This is a genomic window from Erwinia sp. JUb26 (genome assembly GCF_003751505.1).
In the GTDB taxonomy this organism is placed as follows: Bacteria; Pseudomonadota; Gammaproteobacteria; order Enterobacterales; family Enterobacteriaceae; genus Erwinia.
In genome coordinates, this window is the sequence record NZ_RJVB01000002.1 from 796,032 (window position 1) to 818,784 (window position 22,753).

18 protein-coding genes and 1 rRNA gene are annotated in these 22,753 nt (G+C 57.0%); 4 read left to right on the forward strand and 15 right to left on the reverse strand.

The annotated features are described in order from the left end of the window. Window positions 1-78 precede the first annotated feature (78 nt). From EC836_RS08695 to EC836_RS08720, 6 genes are all read right to left on the reverse strand, one after another. Window positions 79-1,704 carry a Na/Pi cotransporter family protein gene (locus tag EC836_RS08695; protein WP_123332082.1) on the reverse strand — a complete coding sequence of 542 codons (1,626 nt, stop codon included), beginning with the start codon at window positions 1,702-1,704 and terminating at the stop codon, window positions 79-81. Between the two features lie 117 nt (window positions 1,705-1,821). Next, the gene (locus tag EC836_RS08700; protein WP_123332084.1) at window positions 1,822-2,814 is read right to left on the reverse strand and encodes an ABC transporter ATP-binding protein; all 993 of its coding nucleotides are present in this window, start codon (window positions 2,812-2,814) and stop codon (window positions 1,822-1,824) included. A gap of 2 nt (window positions 2,815-2,816) precedes the next feature. After that, complete coding sequence (locus EC836_RS08705) at window positions 2,817-3,602, reverse strand: ABC transporter permease (RefSeq protein WP_123332086.1); 786 nt, start codon at window positions 3,600-3,602, stop codon at window positions 2,817-2,819. A gap of 13 nt (window positions 3,603-3,615) precedes the next feature. Continuing rightward, window positions 3,616-4,458, reverse strand: a complete 843-nt coding sequence (locus EC836_RS08710; RefSeq protein ID WP_123332088.1) for an ABC transporter permease subunit — start codon at window positions 4,456-4,458, stop codon at window positions 3,616-3,618. Then, the gene (locus EC836_RS08715; RefSeq protein WP_123332089.1) at window positions 4,455-5,270 is read right to left on the reverse strand and encodes an alkaline phosphatase family protein; all 816 of its coding nucleotides are present in this window, start codon (window positions 5,268-5,270) and stop codon (window positions 4,455-4,457) included. Before EC836_RS08715 ends, EC836_RS08710 begins: the two co-directional genes overlap by 4 nt. Before the next feature lie 9 nt (window positions 5,271-5,279). Next, complete coding sequence (locus tag EC836_RS08720; RefSeq protein ID WP_123332091.1) at window positions 5,280-6,344, reverse strand: ABC transporter substrate-binding protein; 1,065 nt, start codon at window positions 6,342-6,344, stop codon at window positions 5,280-5,282. Between the two features lie 208 nt (window positions 6,345-6,552). Here EC836_RS08720 and EC836_RS08725 point away from each other — a divergent pair, with 208 nt between their 5' ends. Continuing rightward, window positions 6,553-7,278 (forward strand): UTRA domain-containing protein, encoded by a 726-nt coding sequence (locus tag EC836_RS08725; protein WP_123332093.1) that lies wholly within the window; start codon window positions 6,553-6,555, stop codon window positions 7,276-7,278. 236 nt (window positions 7,279-7,514) lie between these two features. On the opposite strand, the gene EC836_RS08730 is transcribed toward EC836_RS08725, so the two are convergent. The 4 genes from EC836_RS08730 to metH form a co-directional block, all read right to left on the reverse strand. Then, complete coding sequence (locus EC836_RS08730) at window positions 7,515-7,997, reverse strand: type VI secretion system tube protein TssD (protein WP_123332095.1); 483 nt, start codon at window positions 7,995-7,997, stop codon at window positions 7,515-7,517. A 1-nt stretch (window position 7,998) separates the two neighbouring features. After that, the gene (locus EC836_RS24590) at window positions 7,999-8,532 is read right to left on the reverse strand and encodes a hypothetical protein (protein ID WP_148050357.1); all 534 of its coding nucleotides are present in this window, start codon (window positions 8,530-8,532) and stop codon (window positions 7,999-8,001) included. After that, the gene (locus EC836_RS08740) at window positions 8,529-8,894 is read right to left on the reverse strand and encodes a tlde1 domain-containing protein (protein ID WP_123332099.1); all 366 of its coding nucleotides are present in this window, start codon (window positions 8,892-8,894) and stop codon (window positions 8,529-8,531) included. Before EC836_RS08740 ends, EC836_RS24590 begins: the two co-directional genes overlap by 4 nt. A gap of 176 nt (window positions 8,895-9,070) precedes the next feature. Beyond that, the gene (metH, locus tag EC836_RS08745; RefSeq protein ID WP_123332101.1) at window positions 9,071-12,754 is read right to left on the reverse strand and encodes a methionine synthase; all 3,684 of its coding nucleotides are present in this window, start codon (window positions 12,752-12,754) and stop codon (window positions 9,071-9,073) included. A 200-nt stretch (window positions 12,755-12,954) separates the two neighbouring features. Between metH and iclR the strand changes: the two genes are divergently transcribed. The 3 genes from iclR (at window position 12,955) to EC836_RS08760 (ending at window position 15,697) form a co-directional block, all read left to right on the forward strand. Continuing rightward, complete coding sequence (iclR, locus tag EC836_RS08750) at window positions 12,955-13,788, forward strand: glyoxylate bypass operon transcriptional repressor IclR (RefSeq protein WP_123332102.1); 834 nt, start codon at window positions 12,955-12,957, stop codon at window positions 13,786-13,788. 155 nt (window positions 13,789-13,943) lie between these two features. After that, complete coding sequence (locus tag EC836_RS08755) at window positions 13,944-14,768, forward strand: 1-acyl-sn-glycerol-3-phosphate acyltransferase (protein WP_123332104.1); 825 nt, start codon at window positions 13,944-13,946, stop codon at window positions 14,766-14,768. Then, on the forward strand, window positions 14,765-15,697 hold the full coding sequence (locus EC836_RS08760; protein ID WP_123332106.1) for a phosphatidate cytidylyltransferase: 933 nt from the start codon (window positions 14,765-14,767) through the stop codon (window positions 15,695-15,697). The genes EC836_RS08755 and EC836_RS08760 overlap by 4 nt, the downstream gene beginning before the upstream one ends. Window positions 15,698-15,700: 3 nt before the next feature. Here EC836_RS08760 and aceK read toward each other — a convergent pair whose 3' ends face one another. From aceK to rrf, 5 genes are all read right to left on the reverse strand, one after another. Beyond that, window positions 15,701-17,446 carry a bifunctional isocitrate dehydrogenase kinase/phosphatase gene (aceK, locus tag EC836_RS08765; protein ID WP_123332108.1) on the reverse strand — a complete coding sequence of 582 codons (1,746 nt, stop codon included), beginning with the start codon at window positions 17,444-17,446 and terminating at the stop codon, window positions 15,701-15,703. A gap of 59 nt (window positions 17,447-17,505) precedes the next feature. Continuing rightward, the gene (gene aceA, locus EC836_RS08770) at window positions 17,506-18,810 is read right to left on the reverse strand and encodes an isocitrate lyase (RefSeq protein ID WP_123332110.1); all 1,305 of its coding nucleotides are present in this window, start codon (window positions 18,808-18,810) and stop codon (window positions 17,506-17,508) included. Between the two features lie 20 nt (window positions 18,811-18,830). Continuing rightward, the gene (gene aceB, locus EC836_RS08775; protein WP_123332112.1) at window positions 18,831-20,429 is read right to left on the reverse strand and encodes a malate synthase A; all 1,599 of its coding nucleotides are present in this window, start codon (window positions 20,427-20,429) and stop codon (window positions 18,831-18,833) included. Between the two features lie 348 nt (window positions 20,430-20,777). Further along, window positions 20,778-21,707, reverse strand: a complete 930-nt coding sequence (gene metA / locus EC836_RS08780; protein WP_123332114.1) for a homoserine O-succinyltransferase — start codon at window positions 21,705-21,707, stop codon at window positions 20,778-20,780. Window positions 21,708-22,349: 642 nt separating this feature from the next. Further along, window positions 22,350-22,465 (reverse strand): 5S ribosomal RNA (gene rrf, locus EC836_RS08785). Window positions 22,466-22,753: the final 288 nt, after the last annotated feature.

Below are 22,753 nucleotides of genomic sequence, written 5' to 3' on the forward strand. Positions count from 1 at the left end.
AGCGCACCGCCCCCTGCGGGCCGGTGCGCTGATATTCAACCGCCTTCCCCACGTGCCCCGAACCAGAATCCGATCGTATTACTCATCATCTTTATCATCATCCGCCTGTTCCAGCACGCTGTAGGCCACCGCGCAGAACAGCGAGTTCAGGCGCTTCATATCGCCCAGCAGCCCCAGGTGCAGCGAACTGGTCTCGATACTCTGCACGTTATGCTGATGCAGCCGGTCGACGTGAGCATGGGAATAGCGGCGGTTGGTGATGCGGAAGCGATGTTTGGAGCGGCGCAGCCGTTTGGCGCTGGTCAGATCGCGGGAGAGGAATACCGACAGGCTGAGGCGCAGATTGCTGGTCAGCAGCTCAAGCTGCGCATCCAGTTCCTGCATGCCTTCAACCGAGAACGCCCGCCGCGCGGCCAGCGATTTGTCCGCCACGTCGCCGCTCATGCGTTCAAGAATATCCCCGGACTGCTCCAGGTTCAGCGCCATTTCAATGATTTCGGCCCAGCGGCGCGAATCCTCTTCCGGCAGGTCTTCCTTCGGCATCTGCGCCAGGTAAAGCTTGATCGCCGTGTACAGCACGTCGACATCATCATCCAGCTTGCGGATCTCCCGATCCTCACGCAGCTCGCCGTGCACCACCTTGCTGAACGTCGCCAGCATCTGCTCCAGCACGTCGCCCATGCGCAGGGTTTCGCGGGCGGCATTGGCCAGCGCCAGCGCCGGGGTATCCAGCGAGCTGGTATCCAGATGCTTTGGCTTCAGCCGCAGGTCGTTTTCCGGCTCCTCGCGGATCAGGCGCTTACACAGCCCGGCCATCGGCTCGGCAAACGGCACCATAATCACACAGCGGATTAGGTTGTAGAAAACGTGGAAGAAAATGACCAGTTCTTCATCGCTGACCGGCAGCTTCGCCAGCCAGTCCGCCAGCAGATCGATAAACGGCAGCACCAGCAGCGAACCGATAAATTTAAACAGCAGGCTGCCGAGGGCCACCCGTTTACCGGCGGCGTTCGAGGTGCTGTTGTTGAGCATCGCCAGCAGCCCGCTGCCGAGATTGGCCCCGATCACCAGGCACAGCGCCACCTTAAATGAAATCACGCCGGTGGCGGTCAGCGTCGCGGTGATCAGCACCGCCGCCAGGCTGGAGTAGCTGATAATGGCAAACACCGCGCCGATCAGCGCATCCAGCATCACATCGCCGGTCAGCGAGGAGAACAGCACTTTCACCCCGGACGCCTGGGTGATCGGCGCGGCGGCGGCCACGATCAGCTGCAGCGCCAGCAGGATTAGCCCAAGGCCGATGCTGGCACGCCCCAGCTGCCCGGCGCGGGTCTGTTTACGGCCAAGGAAGAACACTACACCGAAGAAGATAAACAGCGGTGACAGCCACGACAGATCGAACGTCAGGATACGGGCCATCAGCGCCGTACCAACATCCGCGCCGAGGATCACCACCAGCGCAGGCGTCAGCCCGACCAGCTCCTGGGCAACAAAAGAGGTGACCAGCAGCGTGGTGGCGTTGCTGCTTTGTACCAGCGCGGTCACACCGATCCCGGCGAGGAACGCCATCGGTTTTTTTTCCACGCTGCGGCTGAGCACCCGCCGCAGATCGGCGCCGTAAACGCGCATGATGCCGGTCCGCACGATGTGGGTTCCCCACACCAGTAGCGCGACGGCAGAAAGAAGATTTAACAGAGTTAACACCGGATATCGACCTCACAACGTCTGTAACAATATCAAACGCAAAGCCACGTAAGCTTTGTGTCTCACAGCGTTAAGTTTAGCCGATATACAGAAAAAATCTTTTTTATCAGCGTGATATCAGGCGACTTCCCGCATCGTGTGCGTATCCAGCACCAGCCCCACCGGATAGCCAGTCGGATGCAGATCGTCGACCGAGCGGTTCAGCACATCCACCAGCAGCTCGACATCTCCGGCCTGAACCCGGTAGCGAATCACGTTGCCCAGCAGGCTGTGGCTGAGAATTGACGCCGGTATGCCCTGGCCCGGCGGGCACAGCAGCATCGACTCGGGGCGGATAGCGACCTGACCGCTGAACCGCTGGCCCGTCAGCTGCAGCGCCTGCTCGGCGCTGAGCAGATTAAAGTTACCCATAAATCCGGCGGCGAACAGGTCGGCGGGCTGGGTGTACAGCGCTTCCGCGTTGCCGCTCTGCACGATTTTGCCTTTGTTCATCAGCACAATTCGGTCGGACATGGTCAGCGCCTCTTCCTGATCGTGCGTGACGAATAGCGTGGTCAGATTCAGCTCCTGCTGAATGCGGCGGATCTGATCGCGCAGATGGCGGCGAATACGCGCATCCAGCGCCGACAGCGGTTCGTCCAGCAGCAGCAGACGCGGGCGGGTCACCAGCGAGCGCGCCAGCGCTACCCGCTGACACTGGCCGCCGGACAACTGATGCGGGTAGCGGCGGGCAAAATCCTGCAGCTCAACCAGCTCCAGCGCTTCCGCTACCCGCTGCTGGATCTCGGCGGCGGGCAGCTTTTGCATCTTCAGACCGAAGGCGACGTTGCGTTCAACGGTCATATTGGGGAACAGCGCGTAGCTCTGGAACACCATGCCGATGGCGCGCTTTTGCGGCGTCACCGGCACAATATCCTCTCCCTTCAGCAGAATACGGCCGCTGTCTACGCTGGTCAGTCCGGCGATGCAGCGTAACAGCGTAGATTTACCGCAGCCGCTGGGGCCCAGCAGCGTCACCAGTTCGCCCTCTTCCGCGCTGAATTCAATATCCTGAAAGATGCTGGTCGGTCCGTAGCTCTTATTCAGTTGGGTCACAGTTAAATACGACATCTTCAGCCTCGTTCACGATTCAGGGTATTGGCCAGCCAGGTGACCAGCAGGACAACAACGAAATAGGAGATCACCAGCGCGCTGCTGAAATGCCCGCTGCTGTTGCGCACGTTGTAGAGATAGACCTGCAGCGTTTCAAAGCTGGTGCCGACCAGCAGGTTAGCGAAGACAAACTCACCGATCAGGAAAGAGAACGACAGCAGCACGGCAATCGTCGCGCCTTTGCGCAGGTTAGGCAGCACCACCAGCAGCGCGGCCTGCCAGGTGCTTGCACCCAGCAGATGGGCGGCATCGATCAGCTCACGCAGGTTGATCGCCTGCATATTGTTGGCGATGGCGCGATAGATGAACGGCAGCGCGATGGTGAAGTAGCAACCGATGAGGATCCACGGCGTGCCGGTCAGCATCAGCGGCGGCGAAGAGTACAGCTGCAGCAGCCCCACCGAAGAGACCACCGGCGGTATAGCAAACGGCAGCAGGATCAGGATATTCATCACCGCGTCGAGCTTCGGGAAATAGTAAGCGATCACAAACATCGTCGGCAGCACCAGCAGCAGCGAGAACAGCAGCGAGCCGAGGCAAATCAGCAGCGAATGCCAGAGCGCTATCAGAAAACGCGGGTCGCTCCACAGCTGAATCAGCCATTTGAAGGTTAAGCCGTCGGGCAGAATCGTTGCGCCCCAGCGGGTTGCCAGCGCGTAGAACAGCGTGGCCACCAGCGGCAGCGCAAGGATAACAAACACCAGCCAAACGATGATCCGGTGATAAACGTATTCACTTTTCGACATTGTTCCTCCTGCCTCAGCGCGCGTACTGGTAGCTGCGGCGCACCAGCCACTGATGAACTACGGTGATAATCGACATCAGCACCACCAGCAGCATCGCCAGCGCGCTGCCCATATTAGGATCGAGTGAAACATCGCCGGAAACCAGCGCAGCAATACGTACCGGGATGACGTTATAGTTGCCGGTGGTCAGCGCATAAATCGTGGCGTAAGCGCCCAGGGCGTTCGCCAGCAGGATCACGAAGGTGCCCACCAGCGCCGGAGCCATTACCGGCAGACCAATATGACGCCAGTAGCGCCAGCGGCTGGCACCGAGCAGGGCGGCCGATTCCTGCCACTCCTTTTTCAGCGCGTCAAACGCCGGATAGAGCAGCAGAATGCCCAGCGGGATCTGGAACCAGGTGTACACCACGATCAGCCCGTCGGTAGAGTAGAGCTTAAAGCCCTGCATGATTTCGTATTTACGCATCAGCAGCGTCAGACAGCCGTTCAGACCGAGCAGGATGACGAAGGCAAACGCCAGCGGCACGCCGGCAAAGTTGCTGGTCATATTGGTAAACGACATCAGGAAGCGGTGCAGCCTGCCGCCGCCGAGCTGGTGCAGCGAATAGCCGCCCAGCAGCGCGATAATCAGGCCGTACACGCTTGACCAGAATGAGATATCCAGCGAGAAGCGTATCGCCTGCTGGTAAAACGTGGAGGTGAGGATGTCGGTGTAGTTGGCCCATCCCCAGGCCTCGTTCATTTCACTGTAGAAGCTGTTAACCGCAATCCAGACCAGCGGCGCGATCTGAAACGCGATGTAAAACACCGCAAACGGCAGCAGGCAAAGCAGCGCAAGCCCCTTTCCTTTCGTCATGCCAGCTCCCCCGACCGCAGCAGCGGCGCACAGACCGGCTTATCGTGCGGCACACCGAGGATCTGACACACCGTGCCGCACAGCTCGGTTTGCTTCGGTGCGGCGTCCTCGCGCAGGGAAAACGCGGAGCCGAAGACGAACAGCGGTACCTGCGTTTCTTCCGGCAGAGTGCCGCCGTGACTGCGGTCGTCGTTCATACCGTGGTCGGCGGTGACGATTACCTGGTAGCCCTGGCGCAGCCACTCCGGCATCCACTGCGACAGATAGCCGTCGGCCATGCGCGCGCGGTTGCGGTACTGCGAAGAAGAGAAACCGAACTTATGCCCGGTATCGTCGATATTCATCGGGTGGATCAGCAGAAAGTCGGGCTGATGGTTCAGCCGCAGGCTTTCGGCATCTTCAAACAGGTGCGAATCGGGATAGACATCATCGGAATAAAAATGGCCATATTGAATCGGCAGCTCAACGGCTGTCGTATGGCGATCGCGAGCGGGCACAAACGGCGTGCGGTTATACAGCTCGCTAACCCAGTGATAGGCGGCCGCTGCGGTGGTCAGGCCGCCCTCACGGGCATAGTGAAAAATGCTTTGCTGCGTGCTCAGACGGCTCACGCCGTTGTGAATAATGCCGCTTTTCACCGGCGTAATGCCGGTGAGAATGCATTCATACAGCGGCCGCGAGAGCGACGGCAGCTCGCAGGTGATCTGGTAGCGCTGCCCGTTACCCTGCGCACATTCCGCATGAAGATAGCCCATTGCATCGCGTGCAACCTGAAAGTTAAGACCGTCCAGCACTACCAGAATCGTTTTCATCGTCCGACCTTATTGCTTCATGTTAATGATGACGTTTTCCTGCCACATACGCGGCAGCGCTTTCGAGGCTTTATCCCAGGCGGCCTGGTCGGCAATCGGGTGAGCGTTTTTGTACTCGCTGGCCGGCAGCAGTTTGGCCTGCACATCTTCCGGCAGGGTCAGATGCTCGGCGCGGATTGGACGGGCGTAGCCGCGCGCCAGGTTGATCTGACCGGCATCGGAGAAGATATATTCACGTGCCAGCTTGGCGGCGTTAGGGTGTTTGGCGAATTTGTTGATGATGGTGGTGTAGCCGGAAGTGATGGAGCCGTCGGATGGGATCACCACTTCAAAGCGGCTGCGGTCAATCTGATCGCGGTAGTTCAGGCCGTTAAAGTCCCAGACAACGGCAACCTGGATTTCACCTTTTTCAATGTTGGCGATCACCGGATCGGTCACGCCCAGACGGCCTTCTTTCGCCAGATCGCTAAAGAAGTCCAGCGCCGGTTTCAGGTTCTTCTCGTTGCCGCCAAGCGCGTAGCTCGCCGCCAGCACGCCGTTCGCCGCCTGTGCAGCGATGCCAACATCACCGATGGTAACGACGTATTTGCCTTTTTTCAGGTCGGCCCAGCTGTGCGGGATATCCTTCACCTGGTCTTTATTGATGATGAAGGCGATGGTGCCGGTGTAGGCCAGCGCCCAGTGGCCGTCTTTATCCTTCGCCCAGTCAGGGATTTGATCCCAGGTGCTCGGTTTGTACGGCTGGGTAACGCCCTTCTGCACGGCTAACGGACCAAATGAAGCCCCCACGTCACCGATATCGGCGCTGGCGTTGTTTTTCTCAGCGGCGAATTTGGCAATTTCCTGCGCGGAGGACATGTCGGTGTCGCTGTGTTTAATGCCGTACTTGCTGGTGATATCTTCCCAGGTGCCTTTCCAGTTAGCCCAGCTGTCTGGCATGCCGACGCTGTTGACCTGACCTTCCGCACGGGCGGATTTTTCAAGCGCCGCCAGGTCGGCGTCGGCAGCCCAGCTGCTGGCCGAAAACGACACAACGATGGCACTGGCTAACACGGATGCGAACAAAGATTTCATACTGATGCTCCAGGTGATAGGGTTAATGGCCTTCTGGACTAGTCCAGCAAGAACCGAGCCAATCTAACCTGGCAGAGTGAATGTTTTATGACAGCACGCGCAGGCTGTGGACTAGACCAGCAACACCTGCCAGGATCGTAAGCGGTACGGAAAGGCGGGCTGCGCGCGTTTTATGTGCAGGCTCGCACTAATTTGAGGCTCTGATGTGATGAAATCATTAACTGTGGATGTCATTTGCCGGACGCTGGCCGCCCGTATTCGTCAGGGCGACTTCGCCGACAGCGGCCGACTGCCCGCCGAGCGCATCCTGAGCGAACAGTTCTCCACCACGCGCATTACGCTGCGCGAGGCGCTGGGGCAGCTGGAAGCGGAAGGGATGATTTATCGCGAACTGCGCCGGGGCTGGTTTATCGCCCCGCCGCGGCTGGCCTATGACCCGCTTTTACGCAGCCATTTTCATGCGATGGCCGAACGTCAGGGGCGCAGCGCGCGCACCGAGGTGCTGGATGCGCAGACGGTAGCGGCAGAGGCCGGGCTGGCGGCACGGCTGGAAATGCAGGAGGGAGAGGACGTTTACCGCATTCGCCGCCTGCGGCGGATTGACGAGCGCGCGGTGCTGTACGTGGAGCACTATCTGAATCCGCGCTATTTCCCGCAGCTGCTGGAGCACGACTTAACGCGCTCGCTGACCCAGCTTTATCAGGAAGAGTACGGCATTCGCTATGGCCGTGTGGGCTTCACCATGCTGCCCGCGCCGCTGCCGGACTTTGCCGCACCGGCGCTCAAGGTAGCGGCGGGCAGCCCGGCGCTGTTTATCACCCGGCTTAACCGTGACCAGCACGACCGGGTGATAGACTGCGACTGCGAATACTGGCGCTACGACGCGCTATATATCGCGGTTGAGGTGGATCAGGCTCCCACCGGCGTGATGTGACATACCGGATCGGTTGTCGATTTTAGTGACTTCCGTTTACAGCCGGGCTCTGGAGAGATCATTCAGTACGCAGGCACACCGTAAATCCTTACAGGGGGGCCTGGCTCGCGCATCCTTGCGCTCAAAAGGCCCGCTTACCCGAATGTTCTCTCCAGCCCGTTAAGATTGGCGGTGCGGTGAATTTACTGACACGGTGTACAGAGTAAATCATCGGTAACGACCTGATGCTCAATGGACTATCTCCGAATCCAGTCGTCAGTGTGACTGATATTTCCGTCAATGAATTTCCAGCTGATTTTTTCGTAACGGAACTCTACCAGCTCCATATGATTGAATTTCTCTTTATTAACATCTTTAATATCAAACATCACAGGGGAGATACTGACCACCCTGACATTTTCCATTAGCGTATTAAAATATTCAACTTCCTGTCCGTTATAATTAATGTTATACCATTTCGCTTCTACAGTTTTTAGCGCACGGCCGTTGGTTAAAGCCCGATAGAGTAAAGGTGAAGAGCAGTCGATTTCTTTTTCAATCATAAATGGCAGATGCTGGCGATTACCTGTTATTTGCCCTGTTAAGTCATCGGTTGGCAGGGTAATACTGTGATGAACACCCAGAACTTCGACACTGCCTTCACGACCAGAAATATCGACGCCACCTTCAACAATACGACCACAGTCATCAGTCAAGAATAAATAGACTGGAATAGCCATATTAATTCACCTCATAAAAATCTTCAGCCGTTGACTTACCTATCACACTGATAATGTGAGACAGGCATTTTTTTCCGTTTCTGGCTTTATAAAGCGCTTCGATCACATTAACTACATACTGATTTCTCTCTTCCCTGGTTCCGCCATAGAAAGGCAATGAGCATATCTCACTTTCATTCAGAACCTGAGTTCGGTTATCAATTAAATCCAATACTCTGGTTGGGTTAGTTTGTAACGCAATAGAGAGAACCAGCCCCAAATCCTCTGCCGTTCCAGCATCAGTGTAGGGTGCAAGTATCGGTACAAAATCAAGCCACTCCGGCAATCCATTAGTTATGTTATCCATCACACATTCCCATTCACTATATTGTTCATCGGGCTGGCTATAATCTATATACCCTTTAGAACCTAACTCTTTTATTTTATTTTTTACTTCGCTAACAGTTACCTTTTGACAAACCGATGATGGAAGAGGGCCAAACGAGAAAGCCGAAGTAACATATAATGAAAAAAACAGAGCCAGTAATACTTTCATTTGACCACCCGTAGAATAGAATCTCCGGAATTTATTATTGACTGACGAAGCCCTGCACCATTAATAACAATACAACCCTCAGAGGAAGAATAAGGAGGTTTACTTGCATTATCACCATGTATTCTGAATGCAGAACGACCAAAAGTATTTGTTCCCGCTATTGGTTCTAAAATCACCGTATAGGGACCCCGATGATTATTATAGCCATTGACACGATAAAACCCTTCCGGGATGGGTCCTACACCTTCTACTTGCTGCATGGAGGGTGCATTAAGCCCATTACCCACCCCACTATACCCGCGCGCCACAATGCTGCCGTTGTGCCTGAGTACGCCAGTTGATTGCGAATATTCCCATGTCATTTCACTCTCCCTGAGTTATTTTCCTTTCTGTAAGCAGGGGTAATCTAGCCAGAAATAATTTGGTTTTATGTGATCTACGTTGTATTTAACTGGATTTAAGAATTAACTTTAATGGATGCGGTAATAGCGTTTATAAAAAAATTAATCGGGGTGAATAACTCACCCCGGCAGAAAAATCAGTCCGCGTCGTAACCCAGGTTCGGGGCCAGCCAGCGCTCCACTTCACTCACCGACATGCCTTTACGCTTCGCGTAATCTTCAATCTGATCGCGCTGTAGCTGGGCCACGGCAAAGTATTTGCTGTCGGGGTGGCTGAAATACCAGCCGGACACCGCAGCGCCCGGCCACATGGCGAAGGATTCGGTGAGCTTCATGCCGGTTCGCGCTTCCACATCCAGCAGTTGCCAGATCGTAGCCTTTTCGGTGTGTTCCGGGCAGGCCGGATAGCCCGGTGCGGGACGGATACCCTGATAGTTTTCGCGGATCAGCTCGTCGTTGCTCAGGTTCTCAGTGGCCGCGAAGCCCCAGATCACTTTACGCACCCGCTCATGCAGGTATTCGGCAAAGCCTTCCGCCAGACGGTCGGCGAGGGCTTTAATCATAATCTTGTTGTAGTCGTCGTGCTGCGCGTCGAAGGCTTCCGCCAGCGCATCCTCTTCCAGCCCGCCGGTCACGGCAAACGCACCAAGGTAATCGGCTTTTCCGCTGGATTTTGGCGCGACATAATCGGCCAGGCAGTAGTTCGGGAAGTCCGTCTTCTCTGTCTGCTGGCGTAAGTGATGACTCACTTGCAAAACTTCGGTACGTGACTCATCGCGGTAAATTTCAATGTCGTCATCCACGCGGTTGGCCGGGAAAATCCCCACCACGCCACGCGGATTGAGCGTGCCGTCGGCGCTGAGCTGGTCCAGCATGGCGTTGGCGTCGGCAAACAGACGTTTCGCCTCTTCACCCACCACCTCATCTTCCAGAATGCGCGGATATTTCCCCGCCAGCGACCACGTCATAAAGAACGGCGTCCAGTCGATGTAGTTGCGCAGCGTTTCGATGTTAGCACTCACTTCGCTTACGCCCAGCCGGTGCGCTGGCGGCGGGGTGTAGTTTGCCCAGTCAAACGAGAATGCGTTATCGCGCGCCGCCTGCAGGCTGACCGGCGGCGTGCGCGGTTTTTTACGCGCGTGCTGGATGCGCACCGTGTCGTACTCTTTCCGCGTGCGGGCGACAAAATCGTCGTACTGCGTCGCCGACAGCAGAGAGGACACCACGCCAACGGTCCGCGAAGCGTTCTGCACGTAGACCGTCGGGCCACTGTAGTTCTGCTCGATTTTCACCGCCGTGTGGGCCTTAGAGGTGGTCGCCCCGCCAATCAGCAGCGGCAGGGTAAAGCCCTGGCGTTCCATCTCCTTCGCCACGTTGACCATCTCATCCAGCGACGGCGTGATCAGCCCGGACAGGCCAATAATATCGGCATTGACCTCGCGGGCGGTTTTCAGAATTTTGTCACTCGGCACCATCACGCCAAGATCGATAATTTCGTAGTTATTACACTGCAATACCACGCCGACGATGTTTTTACCGATGTCGTGCACGTCGCCCTTCACCGTCGCCAGTACGATTTTGCCGTTGGTGCTGCCCTTCTCTTTGCTGGCTTCAATATAGGGTTCCAGATAGGCCACAGCCTGCTTCATCACGCGGGCGGATTTCACCACCTGCGGCAGGAACATCTTGCCTTCGCCGAACAGATCGCCGACCACGTTCATGCCGGCCATCAGCGGGCCTTCAATCACCTCAATCGGTCGGGTCGAGAGCTGGCGGGCGGCTTCGGTATCTTCTTCGATAAACTCGGTGATGCCTTTCACCAGCGAGTATTCCAGACGCTTAGCCACTTCCCAGCCGCGCCACTCGGCCTGCTGCTTGTTGCTGTCGTCATCGGCTTTGCTGCCGCGGTATTTTTCCGCCAGTTCCAGCAGGCGCTCGGTGCCGTCGTCGCGGCGGTTCTGCACCACGTCCTCTACCGCTTCTCGCAGGTCGTCGGGCAGATCGTCATAAATCGCCAGCTGACCGGCGTTCACAATGCCCATATCCATCCCGTTGCGGATGGCGTGATAGAGGAATACGGCGTGAATGGCTTCACGCACCGGGTCGTTGCCGCGGAAAGAGAACGACACGTTGGACACGCCGCCGGAGATCATCGCGTGCGGCAGCTCGCGCTTGATGTCCTCACAGGCGCCGATAAAGTCCACCGCGTAGTTGTTGTGCTCTTCAATGCCGGTCGCCACGGCGAAGATGTTCGGGTCAAAGATGATATCTTCCGGCGGGAAGCCGACTTCTTCGGTCAGCAGTTTGTAGGCGCGGCGGCAGATTTCGATTTTGCGCGCGCGGGTATCCGCCTGCCCGGTTTCATCAAAGGCCATCACCACCATCGCGGCACCGTAACGGCGCACCAGCCGGGCGTGATGCAGGAACGGCTCAATGCCCTCCTTCATCGAGATGGAGTTCACGATTCCTTTGCCCTGGATGCACTTCAGCCCTTTTTCGATCACCTCCCACTTGGAGGAGTCGATCATGATCGGCACGCGGGCGATATCCGGTTCGCCGGCAATCAGGTTAAGGAAACGCACCATCGCCGCTTCGGCGTCGAGCATCCCCTCATCCATGTTGATGTCGATCACCTGCGCGCCGCTTTCCACCTGCTGGCGGGCAACGTCCAGCGCTTCGTTGTATTTCTCTTCTTTGATCAGCCGCTTAAACTTCGCCGAGCCGGTGACGTTGGTGCGTTCACCGACGTTAACAAACAGCGTATCGCCGCTGATGTTCAGCGGTTCCAGCCCGGAAAGACGGCAGGCAACCGGTACGGTCGGTAGCGGACGCGGGGCCACGCCTTCGACCGCTGCCGCCATCGCCGCGATATGTTCCGGCGTGGTGCCGCAGCAGCCGCCGACAATATTCAGGAATCCGGCTCGCGCCCATTCACCGATCTGTTCCGCCATGGTTTTGGCATCCAGATCGTACTCACCAAAGGCATTAGGCAAGCCGGCGTTAGGGTGAGCGGTGACGAAGCCTTCGGCGATGCGCGACAGCTCGGCCACGTACTGACGCAGCTCGTCCGGACCCAGTGCGCAGTTCAGGCCGAAGGAGAGCGGCTCTGCGTGGCGCAGGGAGTTATAGAAGGCTTCGGTGGTCTGGCCGGAGAGCGTACGGCCGGAGGCATCGGTAATGGTGCCGGAGATCATCAGCGGCAGCGCAACGCCCAGCGCGTCGAATTCGGTTTTGACGGCAAAAATTGCCGCCTTGGCGTTAAGCGTATCGAACACCGTTTCAATCATGATGATGTCGCAACCGCCCTCGACCAGCGCACGGGTCGACTCGCGGTAGGCGTCCACCAGCTGATCGAAGGTGACGTTACGGAAGGCAGGGTCATTAACGTCCGGCGAAATCGAGCAGGTACGGTTAGTTGGACCCAGCACCCCGGCGACGTAGCGCGGGCGATCCGGCGTTTTTGCCGTCCACTCGTCGGCGCAGGCACGCGCCAGCTTTGCCGCGACGAAGTTGATTTCAGCCGACAGCGATTCCATCTGGTAATCGGCCATGGCAATGGTGGTGGAGTTAAAGGTATTGGTTTCGAGGATGTCGGCACCGGCGGCGAGATAATCGTTATGGATCGCGCTAATCACCTCCGGTTTGGTCAGTACCAAAAGGTCATTATTGCCTTTCAGGTCGCTGGGCCAGTCGGCAAAACGCGTACCGCGAAAATCATCCTCTTCCAGCCGGTAGCTCTGGATCATGGTCCCCATGCCGCCGTCCAGCAGCATAATGCGTTTTGCCAGCTGCTGATGCAGCACTTCAATTCTGTTGCTCACAACCCAGCCCCTTCACCTGTCACCGATGGCACCACTGCCCTCAGATCATACTGGCACAACTTTTGCGCGGGTAACAGCGGCGGCTGATGAGACATTTTCAGCTGAATCAGCAAACTGATCCGACCAGATCGCAACGCGTTGCATTATTAGCCAATAAAACGAAAATGATTTCCATATGGTGAAAAACAAAGGACTCAGATATGGCTACCCCCGTCCCGGTTAAACGCGGCAAAAAACCTCGTGCTGCCAGCGCCCAGACAGCGCAACCTGCTGGCCAGGTTCAGTCGTTAACCCGCGGCCTGAAGCTGCTGGAGTTCATTGCCGAATCCCACGGCAGCGTGGCACTGACCGAACTGGCCCAGCAGGCCGGGCTGCCCAACTCCACCACGCACCGCCTGCTGACCACCATGCAGCAGCAGGGATTTGTGCGCCAGGTGGGAGATTTAGGCCTGTGGACTATCGGCGCGCACGCGTTTGTGGTGGGCAGCAGCTTCCTGCAAAGCCGCAACCTGCTGGCGCTGGTGCATCCGATGCTGCGCAGGCTGATGGAGGAGTCCGGTGAAACGGTGAACCTGGCGGTGCTGGATCTCAGCGATCATCAGGCGGTGATTATCGATCAGGTGCAGTGCACTCAGCTGATGCGCATGTCGGCCCCGATCGGCGGCAAGCTGCCGATGCACGCCTCCGGCGCGGGCAAGGCGTTCCTTGCCAACCTCAATGAGAAGCAGGTGACCGAGCTGCTGCATCGCCAGGGTCTGCATCACTACACGCCGAAAACGCTGATGTCGCCGCAGAGCCTGAAAGATAACCTGGCGCAGACGCGTAAAGCGGGCTATTCCTTTGATGATGAAGAGCATGCGCTGGGATTACGCTGCGTTGCCGCCTGCATTTACGATGAGCACCGCGAACCGTTTGCCGCCCTGTCGATCTCCGGCCCGATTTCCCGTATCACCGACGATCGCGTCACCGAGATCGGCGCGCTGGTGATTAAAGCAGCCAAAGAAATTACTCGCGAATACGGCGGCAGCCACTGAACGCTCGCCAACGCAGTCTATTAATGATTTTCAACGCTGGGGGTTTTAGATGGATAAGGATGTTCAGTACCAACTGATTTGTATGGATAAGCGATGGCCGACTCGGGTTGCCGACCGGTCTGTGGCCTCTGCAGATGACAGGAGGACGCTGAGCGATGCCTGAATCACGCCTGTCCCTCGATCGCCGCCTGGTGAGCACGCTGCTGGTCACCGTCTGCCGCTTACTCACCGGTATTCGTTCCCGCTGGCACAGCGAGCCGGAGCCTGAAAAAACCCGCATCTACTACGCTAACCACAGTAGCCACCTCGACGGCCTGGTGATCTGGGCCAGCCTGCCGCCGCAAATGCGCACCCGCGTTCACCCGGTGGCGGCGGCGGATTACTGGCTGGGGTCACGACTGCGGCGCTATCTGGCACTGCGGATTTTCGGCGCGGTGCTGGTTGAGCGCCGCCCTGCCGGGGAGCGGGAGGTGAAACCGGCAAAAGTACACAGCGCGGATATCGCGCCGGTTGTGCCGGATGCCGATGCGGACACCGGCAGCCCGCAGCAAGCGAACGGTGACATCAGTCGCATGTCTTTGCAGAAAGGACACATTGAGGCTAGCGACACGATCCTGTCAGACCAGGACCATGGTGCGAACAGTTCATCGATGAGCAAAAACGTGCTGCTGCCGCTGAAGCAGGCGCTGGACGGTCAGCACTCGCTGATCCTGTTCCCCGAAGGTACGCGCGGCAGCGGCGAGCAGCTCAACAGCTTTAAGAGCGGCCTTTACCATCTATCCAAAGCCTATCCGCAGGTCGAACTGGTGCCGGTATGGCTGGATAACCTGAACCGGGTGCTGCCAAAAGGCTCGCGGCTGGTGGTGCCGATTATCTGTAGCGCCACCTTCGGTACGCCGCTGCCTGGCGTGGCAGAGGGTGAAGATAAACAGGCCTTTCTGACAAGGACTAAAGCCGCACTGGAGGCGATTGCACCATGAAAATCTGGGATACCGAACTGAGCTGGCTGCTGTGCGGCCTGTTTGGCTTGCTGCTGGTGGCCAGCATCATTGGCGGCGTACTGGCAAAGTTTAAGCAGAATGACACCATCGCCAACCTGAACGCACGCATTCGCGCCTGGTGGGTGATGTGCATTATCTCCGTACTGGCGATGACGCTTGGGCCTATCGGGTCGACGGTGCTGTTTATGCTGATGTCGTTCTATGCGCTGCGGGAGTGTATCACCCTGCTGCCGACACGCCGCAGCGATCACGAGGCGCTGTTCTGGTGCTTCTTTGTCATCCTGCCTTTGCAGTACCTGCTGGTCGGTATTGAGTGGTACGGCGTGTTTGTCATCCTGATCCCGGTTTACGCCTGGCTGTTTATTCCGGCCCGGCTGGCTCTGGCGGGGGATACCAGCCATTTCCTGGAGCGCGCGGCCAAAATTCAGTGGAGCATGATGATCGCCGTTTACTGCATCAGCCACGCTCCGGCCCTGCTGATGCTGCAGATCCCCGGCTATGAGCAGCAGAATATCAAGCTGCTGCTGTTCCTGATGATTGTGGTGCAGATTTCCGACGTGCTGCAGTATGTGTTCGGCAAGCTGTGGGGCAAACGCCCGATTGTGCCGAAGCTCAGCCCGAATAAAACGGTGGAGGGCTTTGTCGGCGGCATCCTCAGCGCCAGCCTGGTCGGCATGGGGCTGTGGTGGATAACCCCGTTTGCGCCGTGGCAGGCGTTTCTGATTTCACTGCTGATCACCCTGCTCGGCTTCCTGGGCGGCCTGTGCATGTCGGCGATCAAGCGCGATCGCGGGGTGAAAGATTTCGGCGCGATGCTCGAGGGGCACGGCGGCATGATGGATCGCATCGATTCACTCTGCTTCGCCGCGCCGGTATTCTTCCACGTGGTGCGCTACTTCTATACCTGATTTTCAGCACGCCTGGCCGAGCTGGCCGTCGCCGTAGCGCTGGCAAAAGCGCTGCCGGCGGCGGTAGGCAAAGACATCTTCAATATGCCCGTTGCGGATCCGCTGCTGTAGCCCGCGCCAGAAGTCGGCGCGGAACAGTTCCGCGTGCATGTCGTCAAACAGCCGCGCTATTTTCGCGTCTGCGCAGAGGTAATGGCGAAACTCCTCCGGGAAAACATCCTCCGGCGACACGCTGTACCACGGCTCATGGCTCAGTTCGTCCTCCGGGTAGCGCGGCGGCGGGATGTCGCGGAAGTTCACTTCGGTCATATAGCTGATTTCATCGTAATCGTAGAACACCACCCGCCCGTGGCGGGTGACGCCGAAGTTTTTATACAGCATATCGCCGGGGAAAATATTGGCCGCCGCCAGCTGCTTCACCGCGTTGCCATACTCTTCAATCGCATCGTGCCGCTGCCGATCGTCGGCCTGTTCCAGCCACAGATTGAGCGGCGTCATTCGGCGCTCCATATACAGATGGCTGATGATTAACATCTCCCCCTGCTGCTGTAGTTTTTCCGGCACCTCGCGCCACAGCGCGGCCAGCAGGTCCGGGCTGAGCCTCGCCTGTTCGATGGCGAAGTTTTCGAACTCCTGGGTGTCGGCCATACGACCCACGCGATCGTGCTCTTTGACCAGCTGGTAGCACTGGCGCACTCGCTGCGGCGTGACGTCCTTCTGCGGCGCGAAGGTGTCTTTAATCACCTTAAACACCCGGTCAAATCCCGGCAGCGTAAACACCAGCATCACCAGGCCCGGAACGCCGGGGGCGATAACGAACTGTTCGCGGGTGGCGGCCATGTAGTTGAGGTATTCCCGGTAGCTTTCCGTTTTGCCGTGCTTCTGGCAGCCAATCGCCATATACAGCTCGGCGGTGGTTTTCCCCGGCAGGATCTCCCGCAGCCACTCGACCAGCGCGGCGGGCAGCGGCGCATACACCATGAAGTAAGAACGGGCGAAGCCGAAGACGATGCTGGCCTCGCGGTTGCGGGTCAGGCAGGTATCGATAAACAGCTCGCCCGCATCGCTGCGGTGGATGGGCAGCAGGAACGCGCATACACCGGAAGGCGTGCGCAGTTTAGCCACCAGCCACGCCGCTTTATTGCGGTAAAACAGCTCGTTGGCGACCTGAAGCGTTGCCTGCTGCAGGTCGCTTTCGCTGAAGTTTTCCCGCAGATGGCTGATGATAAATGTGATATCCCGCGCCAGATCCTGCCACGGCAGTCGCAGCGGCAGATCGTGCAGCAGGCGATTCAACAGCGGCTGCCAGCCTGCCGACGCGCTGAACTCCCGCGCCAGCGGCCGCGGGATCGTCCGAAAGCGCCGCTCGGGCTGGGAGCTGAAAATAAACAGCCGTTCCGGCGTCAGCGACTGATGGCTGAACAGACGGCAGTAAACGGAGTTGAAGAAGCTTTCGGCAATTTCAAAACGCGGATAGTCGGGCAGCAGCCCGGTGTAGATGCTTTTTACCTGCTGAAGAACGTCTCGATCTTCAGACTGCGTACCGGTAATACAGCGCAGCTGTTCAACGACCAGCCCGACGTGATGATCGTAAAGATGGATACGCGCCTTCATCGCCTGCTGCACCGCCTGCCAGTCGGCCTGCTCAAAGCGCTGCTGGGCACCGGCGGTAATTTCCAGGAAGCGGCCGTACTGGGCATCGAACCCCTGCAGGATAGTCTGGGCTATCAGCGTTTCCCTCTCTGACATCGCACACCTCATCAACCGGTCAATAAAATTAGGGGGCGAGCCGACGGCCCGCCCGTTTATCAGAACTGATCTTCTTCGGTCGAACCGGTCAGCGCGGTGACGGAAGAGCTGCCGCCCTGGATAATGGTGGTCACGCGGTCAAAGTAGCCGGTCCCCACTTCCTGCTGATGGGAAGAGAAGGTGTAGCCCTTGTCGATAGCGGCAAATTCCGGCTGCTGCACTTTTTCCACGTAGTGACGCATTCCCTCGCCCTGCGCGTAGGCCTGTGCAAGATCAAACATGTTGAACCACATGCTGTGGATGCCCGCCAGGGTGATGAACTGGTATTTGTAACCCATATCAGACAGCGCCTGCTGGAACTGGGCAATGGTGCGATCGTCGAGGTTCTTCTTCCAGTTAAACGACGGCGAGCAGTTGTAGGCCAGCAGCTTGCCCGGGAAGCGGGCGTGGATGGCTTCGGCGAAGCGTCGCGCCTGGTCGAGATCCGGTTTTGACGTTTCGCACCACACCATATCGGCATACGGCGCATAGGCCAGCCCACGGCTGATGGCCTGCTCGATCCCGGCACGGGTGCGGTAGAACCCTTCCTGAGTGCGTTCACCGGTGACGAATTCACGGTCGTACTCGTCGCAGTCGGAGGTGATCAGATCGGCGGCGTCGGCATCGGTGCGGGCGATCAGCACCGTGGGCACGCCCATCACATCCGCAGCAAGGCGAGCGGCAACCAGCTTCTGTACGGCTTCCTGGGTTGGTACCAGCACTTTACCGCCCATATGGCCGCACTTCTTCACCGAGGCCAGCTGATCCTCAAAGTGAACCCCGGCCGCACCGGCCTGAATCATCGACTTCATCAGCTCAAAGGCGTTCAGCACGCCGCCAAAACCGGCTTCCGCATCAGCGACGATCGGCAGGAAATAGTCTGTATAGCGCGGATCGCCCGGGTCAATCTCGTTGGCCCACTGGATCTGATCCGCACGCTGGAAGCTGTTGTTAATCCGCTCAACCACCGACGGTACAGAGTTCACCGGGTAGAGTGACTGGTCCGGGTACATACTCGAGGCCAGGTTAGCGTCGGCGGCCACCTGCCAGCCGGAGAGGTAAATTGCCTCAATGCCGGCTTTCGCCTGCTGCAGAGCCTGGCCGCCGGTCAGCGCGCCGAGGCTGTTAACGTAGCCTTTTTTCGCACCGCCGTTGAGCAGCGCCCACAGCTTTTCAGCGCCCTGCTGGGCCAGCGTACAGGCCGGATTGACCGAACCGCGCAGCTTCACCACTTCTTCCGCGCTGTAAGGGCGGGTAATGCCTTCCCAACGTGCATCGCGTCGGGATTGTTCGATTTGTTGGATCTGTTGGGTACGTGAGGTCATAGCAGTGTTCCTTGTCAGGTTCAGGGAAGTAAGCGGTAGCCGGGTAAAGTCAGGAATTCAACCAGTTCGGATTCTGTCGTGATACGTTCCATTAAGGCGGCGGCCTCTTCGAAGCGGCCCTGCTCGAAGCGCTGACCGCCGAGCTCTTCGCGGATGACCAGCATCTCTTCGGTCAGCATCCTGCGGAAAAGCGCCTGGGTTACGGTTTCACCGCTTTGCAGCGTTTTTCCGTGGCGGATCCACTGCCAGATGGAGGTGCGGGAGATTTCCGCCGTCGCGGCATCTTCCATCAGCCCGTAAATCGGTACGCAGCCGTTGCCGTTAATCCAGGATTCGATGTACTGCACCGCCACACGAATATTCGCGCGCATTCCGGCTTCGGTTCGCTCGCCGTCACACGGGGCCAGAAGCTGTTCGGCGGTAATGGCGGCATCCTCTTCACGCGTCACGTGCAGCTGGTTCAGCTCGTCGCCCAGCGTCTGGTTAAAGACCTCCATCACCGTATCCGCCAGGCCGGGATGCGCAACCCAGGTACCGTCGTGACCGTTGCTGGCTTCGCGCTGTTTGTCGGCTTTCACCTTGTTCAGTACCCACTCGTTGCGTTCCGCATCTTTGCTCGGAATAAAGGCCGCCATGCCCCCCATGGCGAATGCGCCACGACGGTGACAGGTTTTAATCAGCAGCCGCGAATAGGCATCAAGGAAGCCCTGATCCATGGTGACCGACTGCCGATCCGGCAGAACACGATCGGGGTGGTTTTTCAGCGTTTTGATGTAGCTGAAGATGTAATCCCAGCGCCCGCAGTTTAGACCCACGATGTGATCGCGCAGGCTCCAGAGGATCTCATCCATCTGGAACACCGCCGGCAACGTCTCGATCAGCAGGGTCGCCTTGATGGTGCCACGCGGCAAATCGAAACGATCCTCGGCGTAGCTGAACACCTCGCTCCACCAGGCGGCTTCCTGATACGTCTGCGTTTTTGGCAGGTAAAAGTAGGGGCCGCTGCCTTTCGCCAGCAGAGCTTCTACGTTGTGGAAGAAGTAGAGGGCAAAATCAAACAGGCTGCCCGGAATCGCCTCTCCCCGCCAGGTAACGTGTTTTTCCGGCAGGTGCAGGCCGCGAACGCGGCAGATCAGCACCGCCGGATTCGGCTTCAGCTGGTAGATTTTGCCCGCTTCATTGCTGTAGCTGATGGTGCCGTTAACCGCATCGCGCAGGTTGATCTGCCCGGCGATCACTTTGTCCCAGCTCGGGGCCAGTGAATCTTCGAAATCGGCCATAAACACGTTGACGTTGGCATTCAGGGCATTGATCACCATCTTGCGCTCAACGGGGCCGGTAATTTCCACCCGGCGGTTCTGCAGGTCGCGTGGGATACCGCGAATTTGCCAGTCATCGTTTTTAATGGAAGTCGTTTCCGAAATAAAACCAGGCAGCTCACCGGCATCGATTCTACGCTGGTTTTTTGCTCGTTCTTCCAACAGCGCGTTGCGCTGTGGCGTGAAGCGCGTCACCAGTTCGGTAAGAAAATCGACCGCTGCATCCGTGAGAATTTCGCGTTCCTGCTGGCCAGGCCGGCGCTGGAAGGTGAGATCCGCGCTAATTAGCTGTTGTGTCATATCCCTGCTCCTGTCAGTTTCGTCCGCCTGGCGTGACGATCGTTAAGTGGACAATCTTTAACCCGCAGGATCAAAATATAAACAGTTAATTTCCAAAATCAAAAACTATTTCCATTTTAATTATTAAATGGCTTTAATTAATTGATTTATAGAAGAATAAAAATACTTGAAGATGTGAAGGTGTTTTCATCATGATTTTTAGGCGTGGTAAGAAGGATCGATTCAGCCGATTTTACTGAAGTGGTTGGATTGAGATTGATAGGAGTGATATAGAGAAATGGGGATGTTGATCGACCCGATCGCAGGAATCAGCTTTAGTGAGTCAGCCCGCGATCGGGTGGGGTGAAACTAGTCCAGCGTTGGGTTCATATGGCGTAGATCGAATGGTGTGATCTGGTAGACGTAGTAGTTTAACCAGTTTGAAAACAGCAGGTTGCCGTGGCTTCTCCAGCTCGCGTTCGGAGGAAGTTCAGGATTGTCCTGCGGGAAGTAGTTATAGGGGATTTCAGGGTTCAGACCTGCATCATAGTCGCGGTGATACTCACCCGAGAGCGTTAGCGCATCGTACTCAGGATGACCGGTAACGAAGGCCAGGCGCTTATCCTTACTGGCAAACAGATAGGCACCGGTTTTCTCAGATTCGGCAAAGATTTCCAGATCGGTGTAATCGCGTAGGATCTGCGCCGGGAAGTCGGCATAGCGCGAGTGAGGAGCCAGGAAAGTATCGTCAAAGCCCCGCGTCAGCAGCGCATGAGGATGCAGGATCTGGTGTTCAAATACGCCGGATAGCTTGTTCTCCCGCGTCTGCTTCGGGATGCCGTAGAGGATGTTTAATGCGGCCTGTACAGCCCAACAGACAAACAGCGTGGAGGTCACGTGCTCACGCGCCCAGTGCAGTACCTGCTGGATCTGCGGCCAGTAGGCAACATCGCAGAAATCGACCAGACCCAGCGGTGCGCCGGTGACGATCAGACCATCGTAGTTATCGTGTTTGATGTCTTCGAAATTACAGTAGAAGTTATTCAGGTGCTCGCTGGGCGTGTTGCGGGACTCACGGCTATCGATGCGCAGCAGCTGAATATCAATCTGTAACGGCGAGTTTGAAAGCAGACGCAAAAACTGGTTTTCAGTTTCGATCTTCTTCGGCATCAAATTTAGTACCAGCACCTTCAAGGGACGGATCATCTGAGTGCTGGCACGAGTCGACGTCATGACAAAGACGTTCTCATTGCGCAGAAAACTCACGGCTGGTAATTCATCAGGTACCCTGATCGGCATGGTCAACTTCCTCACTACATACGTTTATACGTTTAGACATCCAGATGCCTGAAGATAGCGTGATGCATAACAAAAGTCGAGTTGTTCATATGATAGTTGAAAATGTTTCAGGGTGAAGGGGCAGCCAGCGGATCCCGCTGTGGACTATCACGCTGGTAACGCGATTAAAGCTGCCTGAAAGGAGGGTCTTTTCTGTACCGAGAACGACGTGTGAGCCGGTTTTTTAGCCAAAACACGGGTGAAAAACAAACATCAGAAGGTTATTTTTCAGCCATTCCCGTATTTATTACTGCCGTATCTGAACAGCATCACCGGAGTGAGTCATTGAGGTTGCTTAAGCTGGATGTCAGTGCAGAGAAAGTAGAATACGGGACTGTAAAATGGCTACTTCAGAGGGAATTTTAGACTGTGCAAACGCAAAAAGGCCATCCTTACGGATGGCCTTCTGCTTTATCTGATGCCTGGCACTTCCCTACAATACTCGTATCATCCTGATACTCGCCCCTTCGGGGCCGCCGCAGGCGGCGTTCAAAATTGTTCCCGACAATTTTGTCGCATGTACATGCTCGAACAGTAAACTTTCAGAGAGCAGATAAACAAAAAACCCCAGCCGTCAGGCTGAGGTTTTCTGTTTTATTTGATGCCTGGCAGTTCCCTACTCTCGCATGGGGAGACCCCACACTACCATCGGCGCTACGGCGTTTCACTTCTGAGTTCGGCATGGGGTCAGGTGGGACCACCGCGCTAAAGCCGCCAGGCAAATTCTTTCTGCCCTGTCCTGTGTCTTTTGTGCTGATACTGCGTTGCCTGCGTTCGCGTCGCTCAGTCACATACTCATGTATGCTCCTTCCCGCCGTCTCGCTTGCCGCCTTGTCTCAGCGCAAAATTCTTCGGACTTGTGTCCGCAGAACAGTGCTAAATTCTTTATCCGTCACAAGCTGAATATCGTTCGTGTTGTCTCTCAACACTCACCAGAACGCTTCTGGTGTTGTAAGGTTAAGCCTCACGGGTCATTAGTACCGGTTAGCTCAACGCATCGCTGCGCT